Source organism: Blastococcus sp. SYSU DS0973 (assembly GCF_054051055.1).
The window spans coordinates 366697-386950 of record NZ_JBJHAN010000002.1 but is presented as its reverse complement, the minus strand read 5'-3'; the positions used below and the strand labels follow the sequence as shown (position 1 = coordinate 386950).

Sequence of the window (20254 nt, the reverse complement as noted above, 5' to 3'; positions counted from 1 at the left end):
ATGCCACTGGGCAGTCGCGTCGTGCACTGCCCCGAAGATCGATTCCGCAATCACCGAGGTCGCGAGCCGTCGTCCCGGGCCGTTCGCCAGCGGTGCCGGCCGGCCGCGGCCACCGCGCCGCCCACCGCGAACCCGGCCAGCACGTCACCGGGGTAGTGGACGCCGACGTGCACCCGCGAGTAGCCGACGCCCAGGGCGACCGGCGCGAGCACGGCCCCGGCCACGGGGCTCTCCAGCGCCAGGCCGGTGACGAAGGCCGCGGCCGAGCCGGCGTGCCCGCTCGGAAAGGAGAGGCTGCCCGGTTCGCGCCGCAGCCGGCGCTCGGTGCGCAGGTTGGCCAGGTCCGGCCGCACCCGTCCGAACGCCCGCTTGAGGGCGGCGTTGACCACCGCGCTGGTCAGCGCCATCGAGCCGACCCCGCGCAGGGCGCCCCGCCGCAGCGGCCCCGGCCGGGCGCTCAGGACGAGGGCGATCAGGATCCAGAGCGTGCCGTGGTCGGCGGCGGTGGACAGCCGGCGCAGCCAGCGGTCGGCAGGGCTGGTGGGCAGCGACCCGACGAAGGAGTGCAGGCGCGCGTCGAGGTTCCGGGCGGAGCGCACGCAGTCGGACGCTAGCCCTGTCAGCCGGGGTTCGCGCACAGGGCGCCCCGGTCCGCACCGTGGTCCGGCCACCCTCGCCGTCGACCGCGTGTCCCGCCGCCGCACCGCGAGATTGGGGTCCCTAGGACTTCCGGCGCGCGCGGTAGGCGGCCACCGTCGAGCGGCTGGCGCAGGTGTTGGAGCAGTAGCGGCGGCTGGCGTTGCGCGAGGTGTCCACGTAGACGTCGTCGCAGCCCTCGGCCGAGCAGACGCCGAGGCGCTGCCAGCCGTGCTGCACGACCACCTGCGACAGGCCCATCGCGACCGTCGTCGTCAGCTGCTCGAGGGCGGGAGCGTCGGGGCGGGCGTAGTGCAGGTGCAGCTCGCCGTCGTGGTCGGTGGCGTAGGGGCGCGGCCGGGCGAGCGCCAGCAGCTCGTTGAGCCGGGCGAGGACGTCGGGCTGCGACTCGGCCAGCGCGACGGCGCGCACCAGCGTCGCCGTGGCGGTCGCCTTCGCGGCGTCCGTGGGGGCCAGGTCCAGCGACGTCCCGTGCGTGAACCACTCGTCGTGCGCCGCCAGGAAGCGCGCCACGGCGTCGTCGGCTCCGAGGTCGGCGTTGGCCAGGGCGATGGCCAGCTCGACCGCGGTCGACCCGTAGGTGTCGTAGTCCAATTGACTCCCTACTTCCGAGCCCCTACTCTCGGGACTGCGTAGGCGGTCAACGGTCTTTGACCGCCTACTGTTCCTTCCCCTGCCGTGCGAAACGAGTGCAAGCGTGCGTGCCTACCTCACCGTCTGGCGACTCCCCTCCGCCAAGACGCTCCTCCTCGCCGGCTTCGCCGGCCGGCTGCCGTCGGCCATGGTGCCGCTCGCGCTGCTGCTCATGGTGCAGCGACAGACCGGTTCCTACGCGGTCGCGGGCCTCGCCGCGGCCACGCTCGGGATCGCTTCGGCCGGAATGGCGCCGGTCCTCGGCCGCCTCGCCGACCGGAAGGGCCCCCGCCGCATCCTGCTCGCGCAGTCGGCGCTCTACCCGCTGCTGCTCGGCCTGCTGGTCGCCGTCACCCTCGGCGGCGCCCCGGAGCCGGCGGTCATCGCCGCCTCGGCCCTCGCCGGCGCCAGCACGCCGCTGGTCTCCGGCACCGTCCGAGCCCTGTGGTCCCGCACCGACCCGCGCTCCCGCTCCACCGCCTACGCGCTGGACGCCACCGCCACCGAGCTGGTCTTCGTCGTCGGCCCCACGCTGGTCGCCACCCTCGCCGTGCTCGCCGCGCCGGCGTGGGCGATGGCCGTCGCGGGTGCGCTGGCCGTCACGGGTGCGCTCGGGATCGCCCGGGCCGCCCGTTCGTGGGTGCCCGAGCCGGCCCCTTCTGCGGGCCTGTTCAGCACCGTGCTGGCGCCGGGCATCCCCCGCGTCCTGATCAGCGGCTCGGCCGTGATGCTCGGCTTCGGGGCGCTCGAGGTGGCCATTCCGGCCTTTGCCGACTCCAGCGGCTCGCCGGGCCTCTCCGGCCTGCTGCTGGCGGTGTGGTCGCTGGGCTCGGTGGCCGGCGGCCTGTGGTTCGGCGCCCGCGTGATGAGCGCATCGCTGCCCCGCCAGTACCGGTGGCTGCTGTTCGGCGTCACCATCGGCCTCGCGCCGCTGGCCTGGGTGTCCAGCCCGTGGGCGCTGGGCGTGCTGCTCTTCCTGGGCGGCACCGTGATCGCCCCGACCCTCACCGTGCAGAGCTCGCTGGTCGGCTCGCTCGCCCCGGTGCACGCCACCACCGAGGCGTTCACCTGGCTGTCCACCATCACCGTCGGCGCCTCGGCCGTCGGTGCCGCCCTCGGTGGTGCGCTGATCGAGACCTCCGCGGGGGTGCCCGGCGCGCTGGTGCTGGCCTGTGCCGGTGCGGCGGCGGCCGTCGTCGTCACCCTGGTGCCCGGCCGCCGTCCGGCGACGCGGCCGGCCGGCGCCCGCGAGCCCGTCGCCGCGTGAGCCGCCTCCCCGGACCCGGGCTGGGGAGGCCGGGGGAGCGCTGGTAGTCTCTCTCCTCGGTGGTTACGAGGCGACTCGGACCCCGGGAGGCTTCGCCTAGTCCGGTCTATGGCGCCGCACTGCTAATGCGGTTTGGGTTAATCCCCATCCCGGGTTCAAATCCCGGAGCCTCCGCGCACGACAACTGAACACACGCACCCGTAGCTCAACGGATAGAGCATCTGACTACGGATCAGAAGGTTAGGGGTTCGAATCCCTTCGGGTGCACGTCTGGTTGAGACACCGAGCGGCCCCGCACTTCGACGGAAGTGCGGGGCCGCTTCGTCGTTTCTGGAGCCGTGGCCCGCTCTGCACCTTCGCCCGCTCTGGGGGCGTCGTTCCCGCCCGGGGAGCCCTGCGGGGCCCACCGAGCGCGAGGACGACTCCCAGAGGGCCCCCGCACCACCCGGCGACCACGACCAGCGACGACCTCAGGGGCTGCCCCCAGAGCCGTTCCGGAGGTCGCGGTAACTTTGCGATCGCGTGACGAAACCCGGCATCCGGCAGCGGGATCGCGGCACGGGGGGTAACGAGGAGCCGGGTCCGCCGCGTGTGGGCGCCGCCGTTGCCGCCTGCGCCGAGGAGTTCCGTGTCGTCCCGTCCCACCGCCGAGGGACTGCTGCTGCCCGGGGTCGAGGAGGCACCCGTCTCCCGGCCCCGCAGGCGCGGGGTGGTGCTCCAGCTGGCGCTGGCACTGGTCCTGGCAGGGGCGCTGCTCGCCGCACTGGCGCTGCCGGTGGTCGGTGGGGTCTCGGTCGCCACCCGCTCCGGCGCCGGGCTCCTGCAGCCGGTCTCCGACGAGCTGCTCCACCGCACCCCACCCGGCAACACCCGCGTGCTGGCCGACGACGGCTCGCTGATAGCGGAGTTCTACCGGCGCAACCGCACCGTGGTGCCCAGCGAGGCGATCGCCCCGGTGATGAAGGACGCGCTGGTCGCCATCGAGGACAGCCGCTTCTTCTCACACGGCGGCGTCGACGGCAGGGGCCTGGCGCGGGCGCTGCTGCGCAACCTCTCGGCCGGTGAGGTGGTCGAGGGCGGCTCCACGCTCACCCAGCAGCTGGTCAAGCAGATCCGGCTGCAGTCGGCCGCCGATCCCGACGCCCGCGAGGCCGCCACCGACGAGAGCATCGGCCGCAAGCTCCGCGAGGCGCAGCTGGCGCTCGCGATGGAGCAGCAGTACAGCAAGGACGAGATCCTCACCCGCTACCTGAACCGGGTCTACTTCGGGGCCGGCGCCTACGGCGTGGCAGCGGCCGCGGAGACCTACTTCGGGGTGACACCGGACGCGCTCACGCTCGCGCAGGCCGCCACCCTCGCCGGGCTGGTGCAGAGCCCCACCCAGTACGACCCCTTCACGGCCCCCGAACGCGCCACCGAGCGGCGCGACGTCGTCCTCGCCCGGATGGCCGAGCTCGGCCTGGCCGACCCCGCCGCCGTGGTGGAGGCCCGCAGCGCGCCGGTGACCCTCACGCCCGGCGAGGGCCCGCCGCGCGGCTGCCGCGAGGCCCGGATCGGCGGCTTCTTCTGCGACTACGCGCTGAGCTACCTGACCGACACCCTCGGCGTCGCCCGCGAGCGGATCGAGACCGGGGGCCTCACCGTCGAGACGACGCTCGACCCGGCGATGCAGCAGGCCGGGGACGCCGCCGTCCGGCAGACGCTGGCGCTGGAGGACCCCCGCGCCGGCATCTACACCGCCGTGGAGCCGGGCACCGGCCGGGTGCTCGCCATGTCGGTCAACCGCATCTTCGGTGCGGCGCAGGGTGACCGGACGAGGACGACGGTGAACCTCCCCGTCGTCGCCGGCCAGGGAGCCGGCTCGACGTACAAGGTGTTCACCGCGGCCGCCGCGCTCGAGCAGGGCTTCGGGCTCGGCCACGTGATCAGCACGCCGGATCCGTACGTCTCCACGGTCTACCGGGACGGTGACGGGCCCTACGACGTCGAGAACGCCGGCCGCTATCGCCAGCGGCTGGACATGGAGCAGGCGCTCTACATGTCCTCGAACACCTACTTCCTCGCGCTGGAGGACCAACTCGGCAGCGTCGAGGCGCCGGTGCGCATGGCCCAGCGGCTGGGGCTGGCCTCCCTGGATCCCGTCGCCGACCAGATCGTCGCCGAGAACCGCGGCTCGTTCACCTTCGGCGCCGAGGCCACCAGCCCGCTGCACCTGGCGAACGCCTACGCCACGCTCGCCGCCGGCGGTACCCGGTGCGCGCCGAACCCGATCGCCCGCGTCCTCGACCGCGACGGCCAGCCGCTGCTCGGTGAGGACGGCCAGCCGCTCGGCGGGCCGCGGTGCGAGGGCGAGGTGGTGCCCCCGGGGCTGGCGCACACCCTCAACCAGGCGCTGCGCAAGGACGTCGAGCCCGGCCACCCCGGGCAGACCGGCCGCCGCGCGTACATCCCGGGGCACCAGATCGCCGGGAAGACCGGGACCACCCAGAACAACTACTCGATCGCGTTCGTCGGCTACACCCCCCAGATCGCGGCCAGCGTCATGGTCTACGACCCCGTGGAGAACCGGGACGTCGGTGGCTTCGGTGGTGGCAAGGGTGCGCAGATCTGGCACGACGCCCTCCAGCCGATCCTCGTCGCACGCCAGCCGGTTCCCTTTCCGCCGGCCGACCCGTTCTTCGTGCAGGGCACCCGGGCGACCGTGCCCCAAGGCTGCATCGGCCGGTCGGCCGACCGGTGCCGCGGGCTGCTGGGCTCCCGGAACCTGGGCGCCGTCCTCATCGCGGTCGACAGCGCCCGCCCGCCGGGCGTCGTGGTAGGCATCGACCCAGGCCCGGGGACGGTCGTCGACCAGAGCCGCGCTGTGTCGGTGCTGGTCAGCAACGGCGCGCGGTGGGTCCCCCCGCCGCCGCCCCCGCCGACGCCCGAGCCGACGCCCGAGCCGACGCCCGAGCCGACGCCCGAGTCGACGCCCGAGTCGACGCCCGAGTCGACGCCCGAGTCGACGCCCGAGCCGACGCCCGAGCCGACGCCTACGCCGCCGCCCTCTCCGGCACCGACGGAGCCGGCGCCGACCGAGCCGACGCCACCCCCTCCGGCACCGACGGTTCCGGCGCCGACCGAGCGGACGCCACTTCCGGCGCCGGCTGAACCGACGACTCCGCCGCCGCCGCCGACGGAGCCGCCGACCGAACCGACGCCACCTCCGGCGCCGACTGAACCGACGCCTCCGCCGCCGGCCGAACCGACAGCGGGCACGCCTGAGCCGCCCCCGGAGACGACCGCGCCATCGCCGAGTGCGGCGGAGGAGTAGTGGGGGCGGGGGGCCGGTTCTGACGGTCTGGCCGCGTTGGTCGGTCTACCCAGCAGTGGGTAGCCACTCGGTCCCGGCTACCCCCACCCACCCCCTACTGTGAGGCCGATCACACCCCGGGTCAAGCCGGGGCGGGATGTGCGGCGGACGCCGGATCAGGGGACGCGGCGGAGGATCTCCGGGTTCAGCTGGTCGACGGCGGTGTGCCCGGTCAGCCCGAGGGTGAGGTCGAACTCGCCCAGCACGTCGGAGACGACCTGCCGGACGCCCTCCTCGCCGGCGAGCGCGAGGCCCCAGGCGAACGGCCGGCCCAGCAGCACGGCGCGGGCGCCCAGCGCCACGGCGGTGAACACGTCGGCGCCGGTGCGGATGCCGCTGTCGAGCAGCACCGGCGCCCGGTCGCCGATCGCCGCGACGACGTCGGGCAGTGCGTCCAGCGCCGGGATCGAGCGGTCCACCTGCCGCCCGCCGTGGGTGCTGACGACGACGCCGTCCATGCCCTCGTCCAGCGCGCGCCGGGCGTCGTCCGGGTGCAGCACGCCCTTGAGCAGGATCGGCAGCTTCGTGCGGGAGCGCAGCCAGGCCAGGTCCGTCCAGCTGATCGACGGGCGGGAGTAGAGGGAGAGGAACGTGTCGACGGCGGCGCGGGGAAGCGGCGAGCGCAGGTTCTCGCGGAAGGAGCCCGGCCACGCCCGCGCCATGCTCACCAGCGCCTTGATCGCGGCCGGCGTCGGGCGCGGCTGGGGCTCGTTCGGCCCGCCGGCGGCCGCGCGCTCCTCGACCAGCCGGCGGAAGACCGGGTCGGAAGTGTACTGCGCGATCCCCTTGCCGAGCGCGAACGGCAGGTGCCCGAGGTCGAGGTCGCGCGGCCGCCAGCCGAGCATCGTGGTGTCGAGGGTGACCACGAGGGCCTCCCAGCCGGCGGCCTCGGCCCGCCCGATGAGGCTCTCCACCAGCTCGTCGGAGCTGGACCAGTACAGCTGGAACCAGCGCGGCGCGTCGCCCATCGCCTCCGCGCACACCTCCATCGCCACCGAGCCCTGGTTGGAGAACACCATCGGCACCCCGGTGGCGGCGGCCGCCCGGGCCACGGCCAGGTCGGCCTCGTCGTGCACCAGCTCCAGAGCGCCGACCGGACCCAGCAGCAGGGGGGCCGGCAGCCGGCGACCGAAGAGCTCCACCGACGTGTCGCGGACGCTGGCGTCGCGCAGGACGCGCGGCACGACCGCCCACCGGTCGAAGGCGGCCCGATTGGCGCGCTGGGTGACCTCGTCACCGGCGCCGCCGGCGACATAGGCGTAGGCGCGCGCGTCGAGGACCCGCTCGGCGCGTTCTTGCAGCCGGCGGAGGCCGATCGGCACGCGCGGGGAGTGGCCGAAGACCCCGGCCCGGTACACCTCGTTCTGTCGCCGCCGCCCCACACCCGCTGTGTCCACCCGGCCACCGTAGTGACTCGCCTCTCATCGGCGGTGCGAGGCCGGTCGGGTGGGTTGCCCGGTGGCGCTCCGGGGAACGAATCGTCGACACGCCGCACGACACGCGCGGCAGGCGCGTAACGGGCTAGCAACGAAGCGTCACGTCAGGCATGATCTGAAACTCGAGTGCACCGGAACAGGGAGGACGGCCTGATCAGCAGGTTCGCGCGAGCTGCCGAGCCGACGCGGACGACGTCGCCCCGGGTGGCCCGCACCGCCCTCTCCACCGGTGTCGTGACCGGTCTGCTCGTCCTCCTGCTCGGCGCGGCCGTCTCCGGTGCCGCCCCGGCGCTCGCCATCGACGACCCCACCCGCCCCGACGCCCGGGTCACCCACGGCCCCAGCTGCCGGCCGGGCGGAATCGTGGTCGAGGTGGTCGCGGGCACCGCTCCCTACACCGTCCGGCTGGCCACCGCCCGGCGGCCCGGCGGCGAGGACGAGGCCGTGCTGGTCGCCCAGGGCAGCGCGGTGCTGCGCACCGGCGACGTCGCCTCCGGCGAGACGATCGACCCGCGGCTGGAGTTCACCGCCCGGGACGGCTCCGGTCTCACCTACGTCGACGAGCTCGACGAGTACACCCTCACCCGTCCCACGGTGGAGGACTGCGAGGCGGCCCTCTCCCCGCCACCGCCCCCACCGGCGCCGCCGATCGCCACGGTCGAGCCGACCAGCCCCAGCCCCTCGCCGACGGGCGGCACGACGACCGGAACCCGGCCCAGCCCGTCCCGCACTCCCAACGGGACGACGACGCCGGCCACCCCGCCGGGCACGACCACCAGCAGCAGGACGACGACCACCGGCGGGGCCACCCCGGTGGGCAGCGCGTCGCCCTCCGACACCGACGCCGCCGTGGCACCGGGCGCGGGCGGGTCGGGCACGGGCAGCGCCGCGCAGGTCCGGCCCGGGGGCACGGTGACCCTACGGGGGGCCGGCTTCCTGCCCGGCGAGCAGGTCCGCATCGTGCTCCACGGCACCGACACCGTCCTCGCCACCGCGACCGCGGGCCCCGACGGTGCGGTGCGCCTCGACCTGCGCATCCCGGAGGAGGCGCCGGCGGGCCCGGCGACCCTCGACCTCGTCGGCGCCGACTCCGCCGTGAGCGCCGGCGTCGACCTCCAGGTGGCCTCGGCCGCCGAGCCGGTCGGCCCTCCCCGCGGTGTCCTCTCGCTGGCTTCGCTCGTCGCCGCAGCGGTGGCCCTCGTGGCCGCGGCCGGCGGGCTGGTGACGGTCGCCGGGCGGCAGTACGCCGACCGGCGCGCCCACGGTCCGATCCGCACCACCTGATCGGTTTCACCGGTCCCCGATGCGGGGACCCAGAGCGGGTGCCACGGTCCGAGGACGCGATCGCGCGCGGTGTCCCCCGGGATGCCGCCGCTCTCCCCGGAGCAGCTCCCCGCCCCGCCGAGACGTGGTTGCGCATCGTGCAGGTGCACGACCGCATCACCCGGCGGGTCGACTCGGCGCTCCACCGCCACCACGACCTCTCCCTCACCGGTTTCGAGGCCCTCCGCCGGGTCGCCGAGTCGCCGGGGGAGCGGGCCTCGATGGGGGAGGTCGCCGACGCCGTCGGCCTGTCCCGGCCCGGGGTCACCAGCACGATCAACCGGCTGGTGGCGCAGGGGCTCGTGATCAGGGAGCGCGGGGCGGGTGACAGGCGGCTGCTGCACGCCCGGCTCACGCCGGCCGGGCGGGAGCGGGTGGAGGCGGCGCGCGTCACGCACGACGACCTGGTCGCGCACCTGCTGGGCCTGCTCGGTGACGACGCCGCCGTCGTCACCGACGCCCTGGCCCGCGTCTCGGCCGCCACCAAGACCCGTTGCTGACCTCGGCGCCCGCGCGGTGGCGGGTGGCTCGCGCCATGTCCTGCGGCCCCGCGTACGGTGCCCCCATGGGTGCGCAGCGTGATCCCGACCACGTCCGGTCCGGGCGGTCGGGGGTGGCGGCGTGAACGGGGCGCAGGCCCTCATCCGGACGATGGTCGACGGCGGCGTCGACGTCTGCTTCAGCAACCCGGGCACCTCGGAGATGCACTTCGTCGCCGCGCTCGACGCCGTTCCGGAGATGCGGGGCGTGCTGTGCCTGTTCGAGGGCGTGGCGACCGGTGCGGCGGACGGCTACGGCCGGATGACCGACCGGCCGGCCGGCGTCCTGCTCCACCTGGGGCCGGGTCTGGCCAACGGCCTGGCCAACCTGCACAACGCGCGCCGCGCCGCGACGCCGATGGTCACCGTCGTCGGTGACCACGCCGGCTACCACAAGGAGTACGACTCCCCGCTGGAGTCCGACATCGACGCCCTCGCCGGCACGGTGTCGGGCTGGGTGCGCCGCTCCGGCCGCGCCGCCGACGTCGCCGGCGACGCGGCAGAGGCGATCGCCGCGGCCCGCACGGCCCCCGGGCGGATCGCCACGCTCATCCTGCCCGCCGACGTCTCGTGGTCCGAGGGTGCCGAACCCGCGGCGCCGCTGGCGCCCGGAGCGGCGAGGACCGTGCCGGACGACGTCGTCGCCCGGGTCGCCGGGCTCCTGACCTCCGGCGAGCCCTGCGCGATCCTCGTGGGCGGGGCGGCGACGCGGGCGCCGGGGCTGCAGGCGGCCAGCCGGGTGGCGCGGGCGGCCGGCGCACGGCTGCACTGCGAGACCTTCCCGGCGCGGCTGGAGCGCGGCGAGGGCCTGCCGCCCGTCGAGCGCCTGCCGCGGGCCGGCCAGCAGGTCGCCCAGCGGCTGGCCGGGGTCCGCCACCTCGTCCTCGCCGGAGCGCGGCCACCGGTGGAGTTCTTCGCCTACCCCGACCGGCCCAGCAGCCTGGTTCCCGACGGGTGCGAGGTGCACGTGCTCGCCGGCGCAGGGGAGGACGTGGTGGGTGCGCTCGACTCCTTGGCCGACCTCGTCGGCCCGGCCGATCCCGAACGGCAGCCCCTGCTGCGGCCCGACCTCCCCACCGGCGCGCTCACCCCCGACACGGTGGGCGCGGCGCTCGGCGCCCTGCTGCCGGAGGGGGCGGTCGTGGTCGACGAGGGGGTCACGTCCAGCCGGCAGATGCCCGTCCCGACCGCCGGTGCGCCGCGCCACGACTGGCTGACGCTCACCGGCGGGGCGATCGGCCAGGGGCTCCCGGTCGCCACCGGGGCGGCCGTCGCCCGCCCCGGGCAGCGCGTCGTCTGCCTGGAGGGCGACGGCAGCGCCATGTACACCATCTCGGCGCTGTGGACCCAGGCGCGCGAGTCGCTCGACGTCACCACCGTCGTGTTCAGCAACCGGTCCTACCGCATCCTCGAGGGCGAGCTCCGCAACGTCGGGGCGGAGGCGTCCGGGCCGCGGTCGAGGGACCTGCTGGAGCTGGCCCGGCCGGACCTCGACTTCGTCTCGCTGGCCGCCGGGATGGGCGTCCCGGGCAGTCGGGCGACGACCGCGGAGGAGTTCGCCGAGCAGTTCCGCCGGGCGAACGCGGAGCCGGGACCGCACGTGATCGACGTCGTGTTGTCGGTGCCCTGACCGAGTCCGGATCGTTGCCTTCCCCGGTGAGCCGCAGTCCCACCCCTGTGCTTGTATCCAGGCATCCACAGCACCGACCGGAGGCATCCGGCGGCGGCGACCGGTCAACGGTGACCGACGGAGGGGGAAGCATGCGCATCTCGTCAGGCCTCGCGGGTGTGGCCCTGATCAGCCTGCTCGCCGCGTGCGGCGGGGACGGCGGCGGCACCACGGACGCCGGCGGCGGTGGCGGTGACGCGGCGTCCTACCCGACCGAGTCGATCCGGATGCTGGTGCCCTACGGCGCCGGCGGGCCCACCGACCTGACCACCCGCACCGTGGGCGCCTGCGTCGAGGAGGAGCTGGGGCAGACCGTGGTGGTCGAGAACATGCCGGGCGGTTCCGGTGCACTCGCGACGACGGAGCTGATCGGCGCCGAGCCCGACGGGCACACGCTGTCGCTGGTCACCGCGGGCACCATGGTGCTGACCCCGCTGGCCAACGAGGTGGGCTACACCAAGGACGACATCACGCCGGTCGGCGTCATGACCGAGGTGCCCTCCGTCCTCGCGGTCGGCGAGAACTCGCCGTACGCCTCCGCGGAGGACTTCTTCGCGGCGGTCGAGGCCCAGCCGGGAATCGTCACCGTGGGCACGCCCGGTGCCTCCACCCCCCAGGCCATCGAGCTGCAGCGGCTGGCCGAGGAGCACGGTGTGCAGGTCACCGCCGTCCCGTTCAACGGCAACGCCGAGATGACGACCGCCCTCCTCGGCGGCAACGTGGACGCCGTGCTGATCAACGCCTCGAGCGACGTGGTCCAGAACATCGAGTCGGGCGCCTTCGTCCCGCTCGTCGCGTCGCCCGAGGAGCGGCTGTCCTGGCTGCCCGACACGCCCACCTTCACCGAGCTCGGCTACGACGGCCTGACCCTCTCCGGCTCGACCTTCGGCCTCGCCGGACCGGCCGGGCTGCCCGACGACGTCGTCTCGACGCTGGAGGACACGCTGCAGACCTGCCTGGACAAGCCGGAGGTGCAGGAGCAGCTCGGCGAGGAGTACGTCCTGGAGGAGTTCGCCGGTAGCGAGGAGCTCGCCGAGATCCTCGACCGGACGCAGGAGGTCTACGAACCGATCCTCGGCTGACCCGGTCCCCGCACACACCCCGCCCCCGACCTCCGGAGGAACCCATGCGCCGTACCCGCTCCACCTGGCCCGCGCTCATCGCCGCGTCCGTGCTCACCCTCGCCGCCTGCGGCGGTGCGGAGGACGCCGGCGAGCCGGCCTCGGGCGACGACGCCGCCGCTGCCGGCTACCCGACCGAGAGCATCAACCTGATCGTCCCCTACGCCCCCGGTGGCCCGACCGACCTGGCGGCGCGCACCATCGGCAGCTGCATCGAGGACGAGCTGGGCCAGACCGTCGTCGTGGAGAACCGCGAGGGCGCCTCGGGGTCGGTCGGCATGCAGGCCATGCTCGCCGGGGGGAACGACGGGTACTCCCTGTCGCTGATCGCGGTGCCGGCCTCGGCCACCAACCCGCTGCAGGACGACGTCGGCTACACCAACGAGGACTACGTCCCGATCGCCGCGGTCACCGAGATCCCGTCGGCGCTCATCGTCGGGGCGGACTCGCAGTTCACCACCGCGGAGGAATTCTTCTCCTACGCCGAGGAGAACCCCGGCGAGCTCAACGTCGGCGTCCCCGGCACCACGACGTCGCAGGCCATGGAGCTGCGCCGGCTGGCCGAGGAGTACGGCGTCGAGGTCACGGCGGTGCCGTTCACCGGCAACGCCGAGATGACCACGGCGATCCTCGGTGGCAACGTCGACGCGATCTTCATCAACTCCTCGCAGGACGTGCTGGAGAACATCGACGCCGGCAGCTTCGTCCCGCTGGCGATCAGCCCGGCCGAGCCGGTGGACTACATCGATGCGCCGACCCTGGCGGAGTCCGGCTTCCCCGAGCTCACCAACAGCGTGTCGGTCTTCGGTCTCGCCGCCCCGGCGGGCGTCCCCGACGAGGTCGTCTCCACGCTGGAGGAGACGGTGGACACGTGCCTGCAGAAGGACGAGGTCCGCGAGCAGCTGGGCGAGCAGTACGTGCCCGACGAGTTCATCGACAGCGAGGCCCTCTCGACCCGGATCGACGAGATCGTCGAGGCCTACGGGCCGATCCTGCAGGAGTGAGTCGTCCTGCAACGCGGGGGCCGGTGCCGCACCGGCCCCCCGCGACGCAGGACCCAGCCCCGTCCGCGCGTTCCCCGGAGACCTGGATGTCGAAGCAGCTGCACCGGATCGGCCCGTTGGTCCTGGTGCTCCTCGGCGTGGCCGCTCTGCTGAGCGCCCGCGGTCTGGGGCTCGGGGAACTGAGCACCCCGGGCCCGGGCCTGTGGCCGTTCATCGTGTCGATCCTGCTGACCGGAACCGGCTTGGTCCTGCTGTTCGTCGACGACCCCGAGGACTACGAGCCGTGGACCCGCGGCACCCTCGGGATCGCCATGGGCCTGGTCAGCCTCGGGGTGTTCATCGTGCTCTTCCAGACGATCGGGTTCCTGGTGTCGGCCGTGCTCATGCTGCTGTTCTGGCTGCGGATCTTCGCCCGGGAGCCGTGGCGCTGGGCCGTTCCCCTCGCGGTGATCGGGGCGCTGGTCTTCCACCTGCTGTTCGTGGAGGCGCTGGCCGTACCCTTCCCCGACGGCATCGTCTTCGCACCGTTCGGGGGCTGACGTGGGAATCCTCGAGGGCATCGGCCAGGGCTTCTCGGTCGCCCTGGACCCGACCAACCTGCTCTACGTCTTCATCGGCGTCCTGATCGGCACGGTCATCGGTGTGCTGCCGGGCCTCGGCCCGACGGCGACCATCGCGCTGCTGCTGCCGCTGACCTACGAGATCGAGCCCGTCACCGCGGTCATCCTGCTGGCGGGCATCTACTACGGGTCGATGTACGGCGGCACGATCACCTCGGTGCTGCTGCAGCTGCCCGGTGAGGCCGCGTCGGTGGTCACCACCTTCGACGGCTACCAGATGGCCAAGCAGGGGCGGGCCGGCCCGGCGCTGGGTATCGCCGCGATCGGCTCCTGGGTCGGCGGCACGGTCGCCGTCATCGGGCTGACGCTGCTCGCGCCGCCGCTGGCCGACCTCGCCGTCTCCTTCGGCCCGCCCGAGTACGTGGCCCTCACCGCGCTCGGCATCCTGCTGGTCACCTACCTGGGCACCCGGCACCCGATCAAGAGCCTGTCGATGGCCGCTCTCGGCCTGCTGCTGGCGACGATCGGGCAGGACGCGATCACCGGCACCACCCGCTTCACCTTCGGCCAGATCTCGCTCTTCGACGGGCTGGACTTCGTCGCCGTGGCGATGGGCCTCTTCGGCGTCGGCGAGATCCTCTACAACGTCGAGCAGACCGAGAAGGCGCAGGCGGTCATCGGCAAGGTCAAGAACATCTGGCCCAGCCGCAAGGACCTGAAGGACTCCTCCGGTGCGATCGCCCGCGGCTCGGTGGTCGGTTTCTTCATCGGGGTGCTGCCCGGCGGTGGTGGCGTCATCTCCTCGCTGGCCTCGTACGCGATGGAGAAGCGGCGGGCCAAGGACCCGACCCGGTTCGGAAAGGGCGCCATCGAGGGGGTCGCCGGGCCGGAGACGGCGAACAACGCGTCGTCCACGTCGGCGTTCATCCCGCTGCTGACCCTGGGCATCCCGGCCAACGTCGTGCTCGCCCTGATCTTCGGAGCCCTGCTCATCCAGGGCGTCACGCCCGGCCCGCAGCTCATCTCGCAGAACCCGGAGATCTTCTGGGGCGTCATCGCCTCGATGTACATCGGGAACCTGATGCTGCTGATCCTGAACGTCCCGCTGGTCGGGTTCTTCGTGCAGCTGCTGCGGGTCCGCTCCGGCATCCTCGCCTCGTTCGCCCTGCTCGTCACGATGGCCGGGGTGTTCTCGGTGAACAACGACCCGTTCGACATGTGGGTCGTGCTCGTCTTCGGGATCGTCGGCTGGCTGATGAAGAAGACCGGCTTCGAACCCGGTCCGCTGGTGCTCGCCTTCGTCCTCGGCGCGATCCTCGAGCGGGCGTTCCGCCAGTCGATGCTGCTCTCCGGCGGCGAGTTCTCGATCTTCGTCACCCGGCCGATGTCGGGCACCCTCTTCGCCGCGATGGCCCTGGTCGTCGTCGTCAGCACGGTGGCCGGCATCCGTCGCCGGCGGCGCAGCCGCCCGGCCACGCCGGGCGAGGACGACCTCGCGGCGACCGGGATGACCGCCGAACCCGAGGGCACGCCCGGTGCGGAGAACACCGATGAGACCGCGCCCCCCACAGGGCGCGGTGTGGGGAGCGACCGACCCTGAGCGAGCGGACCGGATCCCGACCGGGTCTGCGGGGCGCGCCTGCGCGCCCCGCAGACCCCAGGTGGCAGCGATGATCGACAAGCGGGTGGCGTCCCTGACCGACGCCGTCGAGGGCATCGCGGACGGCGCGACCGTCCTGGTGGGCGGGTTCGGCGCCGCCGGTGTACCCGTGGAGCTCGTGCACGCGCTCCTCGACCAGGGGGCGACGGACCTGACGATCGTCACCAACAACGCGGGCAGCGGGGAGACCGACGTCGCCGCGCTCATCCGGGAGGGGCGGGTGCGGAAGATCATCTGCTCGTACCCGCGGTCGGTCGGCTCGATCTGGTTCGAGGAGTTCTATCGGGCCGGGAACATCGAGCTGGAGCTGGTCCCGCAGGGAACGCTCAGCGAGCGCATGCGCGCGGCGGGCGCCGGCCTGGGCGGGTTCTTCACCCCGGCCGGCGCGGACTCGCTGCTGTCCCGGGGCAAGGAGGTACGCATGATCGCCGGACGGCGGCACGTCTTCGAGGAGCCCCTCCGGGGCGACGTCGCCCTGGTCCAGGCCTCGCGGGCGGACCGCTGGGGCAACCTCGTCTACAACAAGGCCGCCCGGAACTTCGGGCCGACCATGGCCACCGCGGCCGATCTCACCGTCGTCCAGGTGCGCGAGTTCGTGGAGCTCGGCGACCTGGACCCCGAGGCCGTGGTCACCCCGGGGATCTTCGTCGACCGGGTCGTGGAGGTGGCGGCGTGACCGTCTCCCCGCTGTCCCACACCGACATGGCCGCCCGGGTGGCCCGCGACATCCCCGACGGCTCCTACGTCAACCTGGGCATCGGCATGCCCACCCTCGTCGGCGACATCGTCTCCGCCGGCAAGGAGGTCATCTTCCACAGCGAGAACGGCATCCTCGGCATGGGCCCCGCGCCGGCGCCCGGCGAGGAGGACTGGGAGCTGATCAACGCCGGCAAGTCCCCGGTCACCCTGCTGCCCGGCGGCTCGTTCTTCCACCACACCGACTCGTTCATGATGATGCGCGGCGGGCACATCGACGTGACGGTGCTGGGCGCCTTCCAGGTCTCCGAGCAGGGGGACCTCGCCAACTGGGCGACCGACGACGCGCACCTGCCGCCGGCGGTCGGCGGGGCCATGGACCTCGCGGTCGGTGCCAAACGGGTGCTCGTGCTGATGATGCACAACACGCCCGACGGCCGGCCCAAGCTGCTCCCCGAGTGCACCTACCCGCTGACGGCCGCCCAGGTCGTGCACCGCGTCTACACCGAACTGGCGGTCATCGACGTCGGCCCGGGTGGGTTCGTCGTCCGCGAGATGGTCGCCGGCCTCTCCCGGGACGAGCTCCAGGAGCGCACCGCCGCCCGGCTCGAGTTCGCCGACGACGTGCTGGTCCTGGCGCCCCCCGGCCGCTGATCTCCCTCGCCGTCACGTGGGTCTCTGCCAGTGGAGCGGGCAGAGACCGACGTCCCCCCCGAGCACCCTCGACCGGCTTCGGTCCGGCACGGGCCGCAGCGGCCTCCCGACCGCCCGGCGCGGTCACCCGATCGGCGGGTCCGCAGAACACTTCAAGCCCGTAGTGTTTCGCCCGATGGAGAAGGGGCACGACGTGATCATGCTCGCGCAGTGCACCGTCGTCGTGCCGACGATCGGGCGCCCCTCGCTCGACGTCCTGCTCGACGCGCTCGCCACGGCGCCGGGCCCGCGACCGGCGGAGCTGATCGTCGTCGACGACCGGCCCACCGGCGAGCCGCTGCTCCCCGAGCGCCCCGGTCTTCCGCCGGTCCGCGTCGTCCGCACCGGGGGCGGCGGGCCCGCGCGCGCCCGCAACCTGGGCTGGCGCACCGCCCGCACCGAGTGGATCGCCTTCCTCGACGACGACGTGGTGACCGGCCCGGACTGGTACCAGCGCCTGGACGCCGACCTCAGCGGACTGCCGTCCGACGTCGCCGGCAGCCAGGGGCGCGTGCGCGTCCCGTTGCCGGAGCACCGCCGGCCCACCGACTGGGAGCGGGGCACCGCCGGGCTGGCCACCTCCAGCTGGATCACCGCCGACCTCGCCTACCGCCGCAGCGCCCTGGCCGCGGTCGGCGGCTTCGACGAGCGCTTCCCGCGCGCCTTCCGCGAGGACTCCGACCTCGCGCTGCGGATCATGGACACCGGCGCCCGGCTGGTGCGCGGCGAACGCTGGATCACCCACCCCGTCCGGCCGGCCGACCGCTGGGTGAGCGTCCGGGTGCAGGCCGGCAACGCCGACGACGTGCTCATGCGCCGCCTGCACGGGCCGGACTGGCGCGCTCCGCACCGCGCCGACGCCCCGCTGGGCCGCCGTCCGCAGCACACGGCGGTCGCCGTCGCCGCGCTCGCCGCCGTGGGGCTCGCCGCCGTCCGGCGGCCTCGCGCCGCGCTGGTCGCGGCGGCGGCCTGGGCCGCCGGTACCGCCGAGTTCGCCTGGCTGCGGATCGCGCCCGGCCCCCGCGACCGCGCCGAGGTGACGACGATGCTCGCCACCAGCGTGCTCATCCCGCCACTGGCCACGTGGCACTGGCTCAAGGGCATCGTGGGCCACCGGCGGGTGCAGAGGTGGCGCGGCCTGCCCGACCTGGTGCTGTTCGACCGCGACGGCACGCTCGTCCACGACTTCCCCTACAACGGCGACCCGGAGTGGGTGCGTCCGGTCGAGGGGGCGAAGGAGGCCCTCGACCGGCTGCGCGCCCGCGGCGTGCGGGTGGGCGTGGTCAGCAACCAGTCCGGTGTCGCCCGTGGGCTCATCACCCGCGAGCAGGTCGACGCCTGCATGGCGCGGCTCGACGAGCTGCTCGGCCCGTTCGAGACGGTGCAGGTGTGCCAGCACGGCCCCGAGGACGGGTGCAGCTGCCGCAAGCCCGCTCCCGGCATGGTGAAGGCCGCCTGCGCCGAGCTGGGCGTGGAGCCGGCCCGCTGCGTCGTCATCGGTGACATCGGCGCCGACGTCGAGGCCGCGGCCGCCGCCGGCGCCACGGGGATCATGGTGCCCACGCCGGTCACGCGCTCCGCCGAGGTCGACGCCGCGCCGCACGTGGCGGCGACCCTGACCGGAGCGGTGGACGACGTGCTGGCGGGTGCGTGGTGACGCGCACCGTCCTGGTCGCCCGCCTCGACAACGCCGGCGACGTCCTCCTGCAGGGCCCGCTGGTGCGCGCCGTCGCCGCGGGCGCCGACCGGGTCGTGTTCCTCGCCGGGCCGGCGGGCGCCGCGGCCGCCGAGCTGCTGCCCGGGGTCGACGAGGTCTGGACCTGGTCGTGCCCGTGGATCCTCGGCGATCCGCCGGCGGTCGACCCCGCCGATCTCGCCGCGCTCAGCGACCGCGTCCGGGCGCTGGCGCCGGACGAGGCGGTCCTCTCGACGTCGTTCCACCAGTCGCCCCTGCCCCTGGCGCTGGTGCTGCGCACGGCGGGCGTGCCGCGCATCTCCGCGATCAGCGTCGACTACCCCGGCACGCTGCTCGACGTCCGCCACCGCGTCGACGACGACCTCCCCGAGCCCGAGCGGGCGCTCTCGCTCGCCCGGGCGGCGGGGTTCGGCCTGCCGGCCGGCGACGACGGCCGGCTCTCCGTGCGGCGGCCCCTGCCCCCGGTCGCGCACGAACCCGGTTATGTCGTCGTGCACCCCGGCGCCTCGGTGCCGGCCCGTGCCTGGCCGGCGCAGCGGTGCGCCGAGGCCGTCGAGGCGCTGGCCGACGCCGGGCACCGCGTGCTGGTGACCGGCGGGCCGGGCGAGCGGGATCTGACCGCGGCCGTCGCAGGCACCCGTGGCGTCGACCTCGGCGGGGAGACGTCGCTGGCCGAGATGGCCGCGCTGCTCGACGGTGCCGCCGCGGTGGTCGTCGGCAACACCGGCCCGGCGCACCTGGCCGCCGCCGTCGGCACGCCGGTGGTCTCGCTGTTCGCGCCGGTCGTCCCGGCCGAGCGGTGGGCGCCCTACGGCGTGCCCACGGTGCTCCTGGGCGACCAGACCGCACCGTGCCGGGGCACGCGGGCCCGCGAGTGCCCCGTCCCCGGCCACCCCTGCCTGACCTCGGTGACGGCGCAGGACGTCGTGGCCGCCGTCGAGAAGTTGGGAAGCGCGTGAACATCCTGCTCTGGCACGTGCACGGCTCCTGGACGACCGCGTTCGTCCAGGGCCGGCACCGGTACCTGCTGCCGGTGACCCCCGATCGGGGCCGCGACGGCCTTGGTCGCGCCCGCACCTGGGACTGGCCGGCGTCGGCCCGCGAGGTGACGCCCGCGCAGCTGCGCGACGAGCAGGTCGACGTCGTGGTCCTCCAGCGCATGCGCGACCTGGAGCTGGTGCGGGAGTGGCTCGGCCGGAAGCCCGGCCGCGACCTGCCCGCCGTCTTCCTGGAGCACAACGCGCCCGGGCTGGAGCCCGGTGACGGGCCGGTCCCGCACACCCGGCACCCGATGGCCGACCAGGCGGAGATCCCGATCGCGCACGTCACCTTCTTCAACGAGCTCTTTTACGACAACGGCCGGGCGCCGACGACGGTGATCGAGCACGGCATCGTCGACCCCGGGGAGCGGTACACCGGCGAGCTGGCCCGCGCGGCCGTCGTGACCAACGAGCCGGTGCGCCGCGGCCGCACCGTGGGCGCGGACCTGCTGCCCGGCCTGGCCGAGGTCGCCCCGGTCGACGTCTTCGGCATGGGGCTGGCCGGCCTGCACGAGCGGTACGGCCTGGATCCCGACCGGGTGGCGCTGCACGACGACCCACCGCAGGCCGCCATGCACGCCGAGCTGGCCCGCCGCCGGGTCTACGTCCACCCGGTGCGCTGGACATCGCTCGGGCTCTCCCTGCTGGAGGCCATGCACCTGGGGCTGCCCGTGGTGGGCCTGGCCACCACCGAGGCGACGGAGGCCGTTCCGGCCGAGGCCGGCGTGCTCTCGACCCGCCCCGACCGGCTGTGGGCCGCCGTCCGCGAGTTCGTGCACGACGAGGACGCCGCCCGGCTCGCCGGGAAGGCCGCTCGCGCGGCGGCCCTGGAACGCTACGGGCTGGACCGCTTCCTGCGGAACTGGGACGCGCTCCTGGAGGAGGTGACCAGGTGATGTGCCTGGTAG

The 20254-nt window shown here is 74.4% G+C and carries 17 protein-coding genes and 2 tRNA genes; 16 read left to right on the top strand and 3 right to left on the bottom strand.

Annotated elements, in window-relative coordinates; all coding sequences use genetic code 11:
* Nucleotides 1–50: 50 nt before the first annotated feature.
* Together ACI791_RS05710 and ACI791_RS05705 are read right to left on the bottom strand one after the other, a co-directional pair.
* Entirely contained in the window at nucleotides 51–599 is a 549-nt protein-coding gene (locus tag ACI791_RS05710; protein WP_456585152.1) for a phosphatase PAP2 family protein, read from the bottom strand.
* Nucleotides 600–720: 121 nt separating this feature from the next.
* Nucleotides 721–1251: a CGNR zinc finger domain-containing protein gene (locus ACI791_RS05705; protein ID WP_456585151.1), complete on the bottom strand. Its 531-nt coding sequence runs from the start codon at nucleotides 1249–1251 to the stop codon at nucleotides 721–723.
* A gap of 103 nt (nucleotides 1252–1354) precedes the next feature.
* Between ACI791_RS05705 and ACI791_RS05700 the strand changes: the two genes are divergently transcribed.
* From ACI791_RS05700 to ACI791_RS05685, 4 genes are all read left to right on the top strand, one after another.
* Nucleotides 1355–2557: an MFS transporter gene (locus ACI791_RS05700; protein ID WP_456585150.1), complete on the top strand. Its 1203-nt coding sequence runs from the start codon at nucleotides 1355–1357 to the stop codon at nucleotides 2555–2557.
* An 85-nt stretch (nucleotides 2558–2642) separates the two neighbouring features.
* Nucleotides 2643–2731 (top strand) — tRNA-Ser (locus ACI791_RS05695).
* 20 nt (nucleotides 2732–2751) lie between these two features.
* Nucleotides 2752–2824: transfer RNA gene (locus tag ACI791_RS05690), tRNA-Arg, on the top strand.
* A 361-nt stretch (nucleotides 2825–3185) separates the two neighbouring features.
* Nucleotides 3186–5870: a transglycosylase domain-containing protein gene (locus tag ACI791_RS05685; RefSeq protein WP_456585149.1), complete on the top strand. Its 2685-nt coding sequence runs from the start codon at nucleotides 3186–3188 to the stop codon at nucleotides 5868–5870.
* A 155-nt stretch (nucleotides 5871–6025) separates the two neighbouring features.
* Here the strand turns inward: ACI791_RS05685 and ACI791_RS05680 are convergent, their stop codons facing one another.
* Nucleotides 6026–7306 (bottom strand): alpha-hydroxy-acid oxidizing protein, encoded by a 1281-nt coding sequence (locus tag ACI791_RS05680; protein WP_456585148.1) that lies wholly within the window; start codon nucleotides 7304–7306, stop codon nucleotides 6026–6028.
* Between the two features lie 243 nt (nucleotides 7307–7549).
* Here ACI791_RS05680 and ACI791_RS05675 point away from each other — a divergent pair, with 243 nt between their 5' ends.
* The 12 genes from ACI791_RS05675 (at nucleotide 7550) to ACI791_RS05620 (ending at nucleotide 20242) form a co-directional block, all read left to right on the top strand.
* On the top strand, nucleotides 7550–8629 hold the full coding sequence (locus ACI791_RS05675; protein WP_456585147.1) for a hypothetical protein: 1080 nt from the start codon (nucleotides 7550–7552) through the stop codon (nucleotides 8627–8629).
* A 137-nt stretch (nucleotides 8630–8766) separates the two neighbouring features.
* Nucleotides 8767–9168, top strand: coding sequence for a MarR family winged helix-turn-helix transcriptional regulator (locus ACI791_RS05670; protein ID WP_456585328.1), 402 nt, complete (start codon nucleotides 8767–8769; stop codon nucleotides 9166–9168).
* A gap of 121 nt (nucleotides 9169–9289) precedes the next feature.
* Nucleotides 9290–10837, top strand: a complete 1548-nt coding sequence (locus ACI791_RS05665; protein ID WP_456585146.1) for an acetolactate synthase large subunit — start codon at nucleotides 9290–9292, stop codon at nucleotides 10835–10837.
* 131 nt (nucleotides 10838–10968) lie between these two features.
* Nucleotides 10969–11958, top strand: coding sequence for a tripartite tricarboxylate transporter substrate binding protein (locus ACI791_RS05660; RefSeq protein WP_456585145.1), 990 nt, complete (start codon nucleotides 10969–10971; stop codon nucleotides 11956–11958).
* A 44-nt stretch (nucleotides 11959–12002) separates the two neighbouring features.
* The gene (locus ACI791_RS05655) at nucleotides 12003–13001 is read left to right on the top strand and encodes a Bug family tripartite tricarboxylate transporter substrate binding protein (protein WP_456585144.1); all 999 of its coding nucleotides are present in this window, start codon (nucleotides 12003–12005) and stop codon (nucleotides 12999–13001) included.
* A gap of 86 nt (nucleotides 13002–13087) precedes the next feature.
* A complete protein-coding gene (locus ACI791_RS05650; RefSeq protein WP_456585143.1) occupies nucleotides 13088–13540 on the top strand; it encodes a tripartite tricarboxylate transporter TctB family protein in 453 nt (150 codons plus the stop codon).
* A gap of 1 nt (nucleotide 13541) precedes the next feature.
* The gene (locus tag ACI791_RS05645) at nucleotides 13542–15161 is read left to right on the top strand and encodes a tripartite tricarboxylate transporter permease (protein WP_456585142.1); all 1620 of its coding nucleotides are present in this window, start codon (nucleotides 13542–13544) and stop codon (nucleotides 15159–15161) included.
* A gap of 70 nt (nucleotides 15162–15231) precedes the next feature.
* On the top strand, nucleotides 15232–15897 hold the full coding sequence (locus ACI791_RS05640) for a 3-oxoacid CoA-transferase subunit A (protein WP_456585141.1): 666 nt from the start codon (nucleotides 15232–15234) through the stop codon (nucleotides 15895–15897).
* Nucleotides 15894–16571, top strand: a complete 678-nt coding sequence (locus ACI791_RS05635) for a 3-oxoacid CoA-transferase subunit B (RefSeq protein WP_456585140.1) — start codon at nucleotides 15894–15896, stop codon at nucleotides 16569–16571. Before ACI791_RS05640 ends, ACI791_RS05635 begins: the two co-directional genes overlap by 4 nt.
* A 175-nt stretch (nucleotides 16572–16746) precedes the next feature.
* Nucleotides 16747–18267, top strand: coding sequence for an HAD-IIIA family hydrolase (locus ACI791_RS05630; RefSeq protein ID WP_456585139.1), 1521 nt, complete (start codon nucleotides 16747–16749; stop codon nucleotides 18265–18267).
* Nucleotides 18264–19265, top strand: coding sequence for a glycosyltransferase family 9 protein (locus ACI791_RS05625; protein ID WP_456585138.1), 1002 nt, complete (start codon nucleotides 18264–18266; stop codon nucleotides 19263–19265). The genes ACI791_RS05630 and ACI791_RS05625 overlap by 4 nt, the downstream gene beginning before the upstream one ends.
* The gene (locus ACI791_RS05620; protein ID WP_456585137.1) at nucleotides 19262–20242 is read left to right on the top strand and encodes a glycosyltransferase; all 981 of its coding nucleotides are present in this window, start codon (nucleotides 19262–19264) and stop codon (nucleotides 20240–20242) included. Before ACI791_RS05625 ends, ACI791_RS05620 begins: the two co-directional genes overlap by 4 nt.
* Nucleotides 20243–20254 lie beyond the last annotated feature (12 nt).

Bases quoted from the DNA above. Each gene is read 5' to 3' on its own strand.
- ACI791_RS05660 (WP_456585145.1), top strand. From the start codon at position 10,969: ATGCGCATCTCGTCAGGCCTCGCGGGTGTGGCCCTGATCAGCCTGCTC.
- ACI791_RS05655 (WP_456585144.1), top strand. From the start codon at position 12,003: ATGCGCCGTACCCGCTCCACCTGGCCCGCGCTCATCGCCGCGTCCGTG.
- ACI791_RS05650 (WP_456585143.1), top strand. From the start codon at position 13,088: ATGTCGAAGCAGCTGCACCGGATCGGCCCGTTGGTCCTGGTGCTCCTC.
- ACI791_RS05640 (WP_456585141.1), top strand. From the start codon at position 15,232: ATGATCGACAAGCGGGTGGCGTCCCTGACCGACGCCGTCGAGGGCATC.
- ACI791_RS05630 (WP_456585139.1), top strand. From the start codon at position 16,747: ATGGAGAAGGGGCACGACGTGATCATGCTCGCGCAGTGCACCGTCGTC.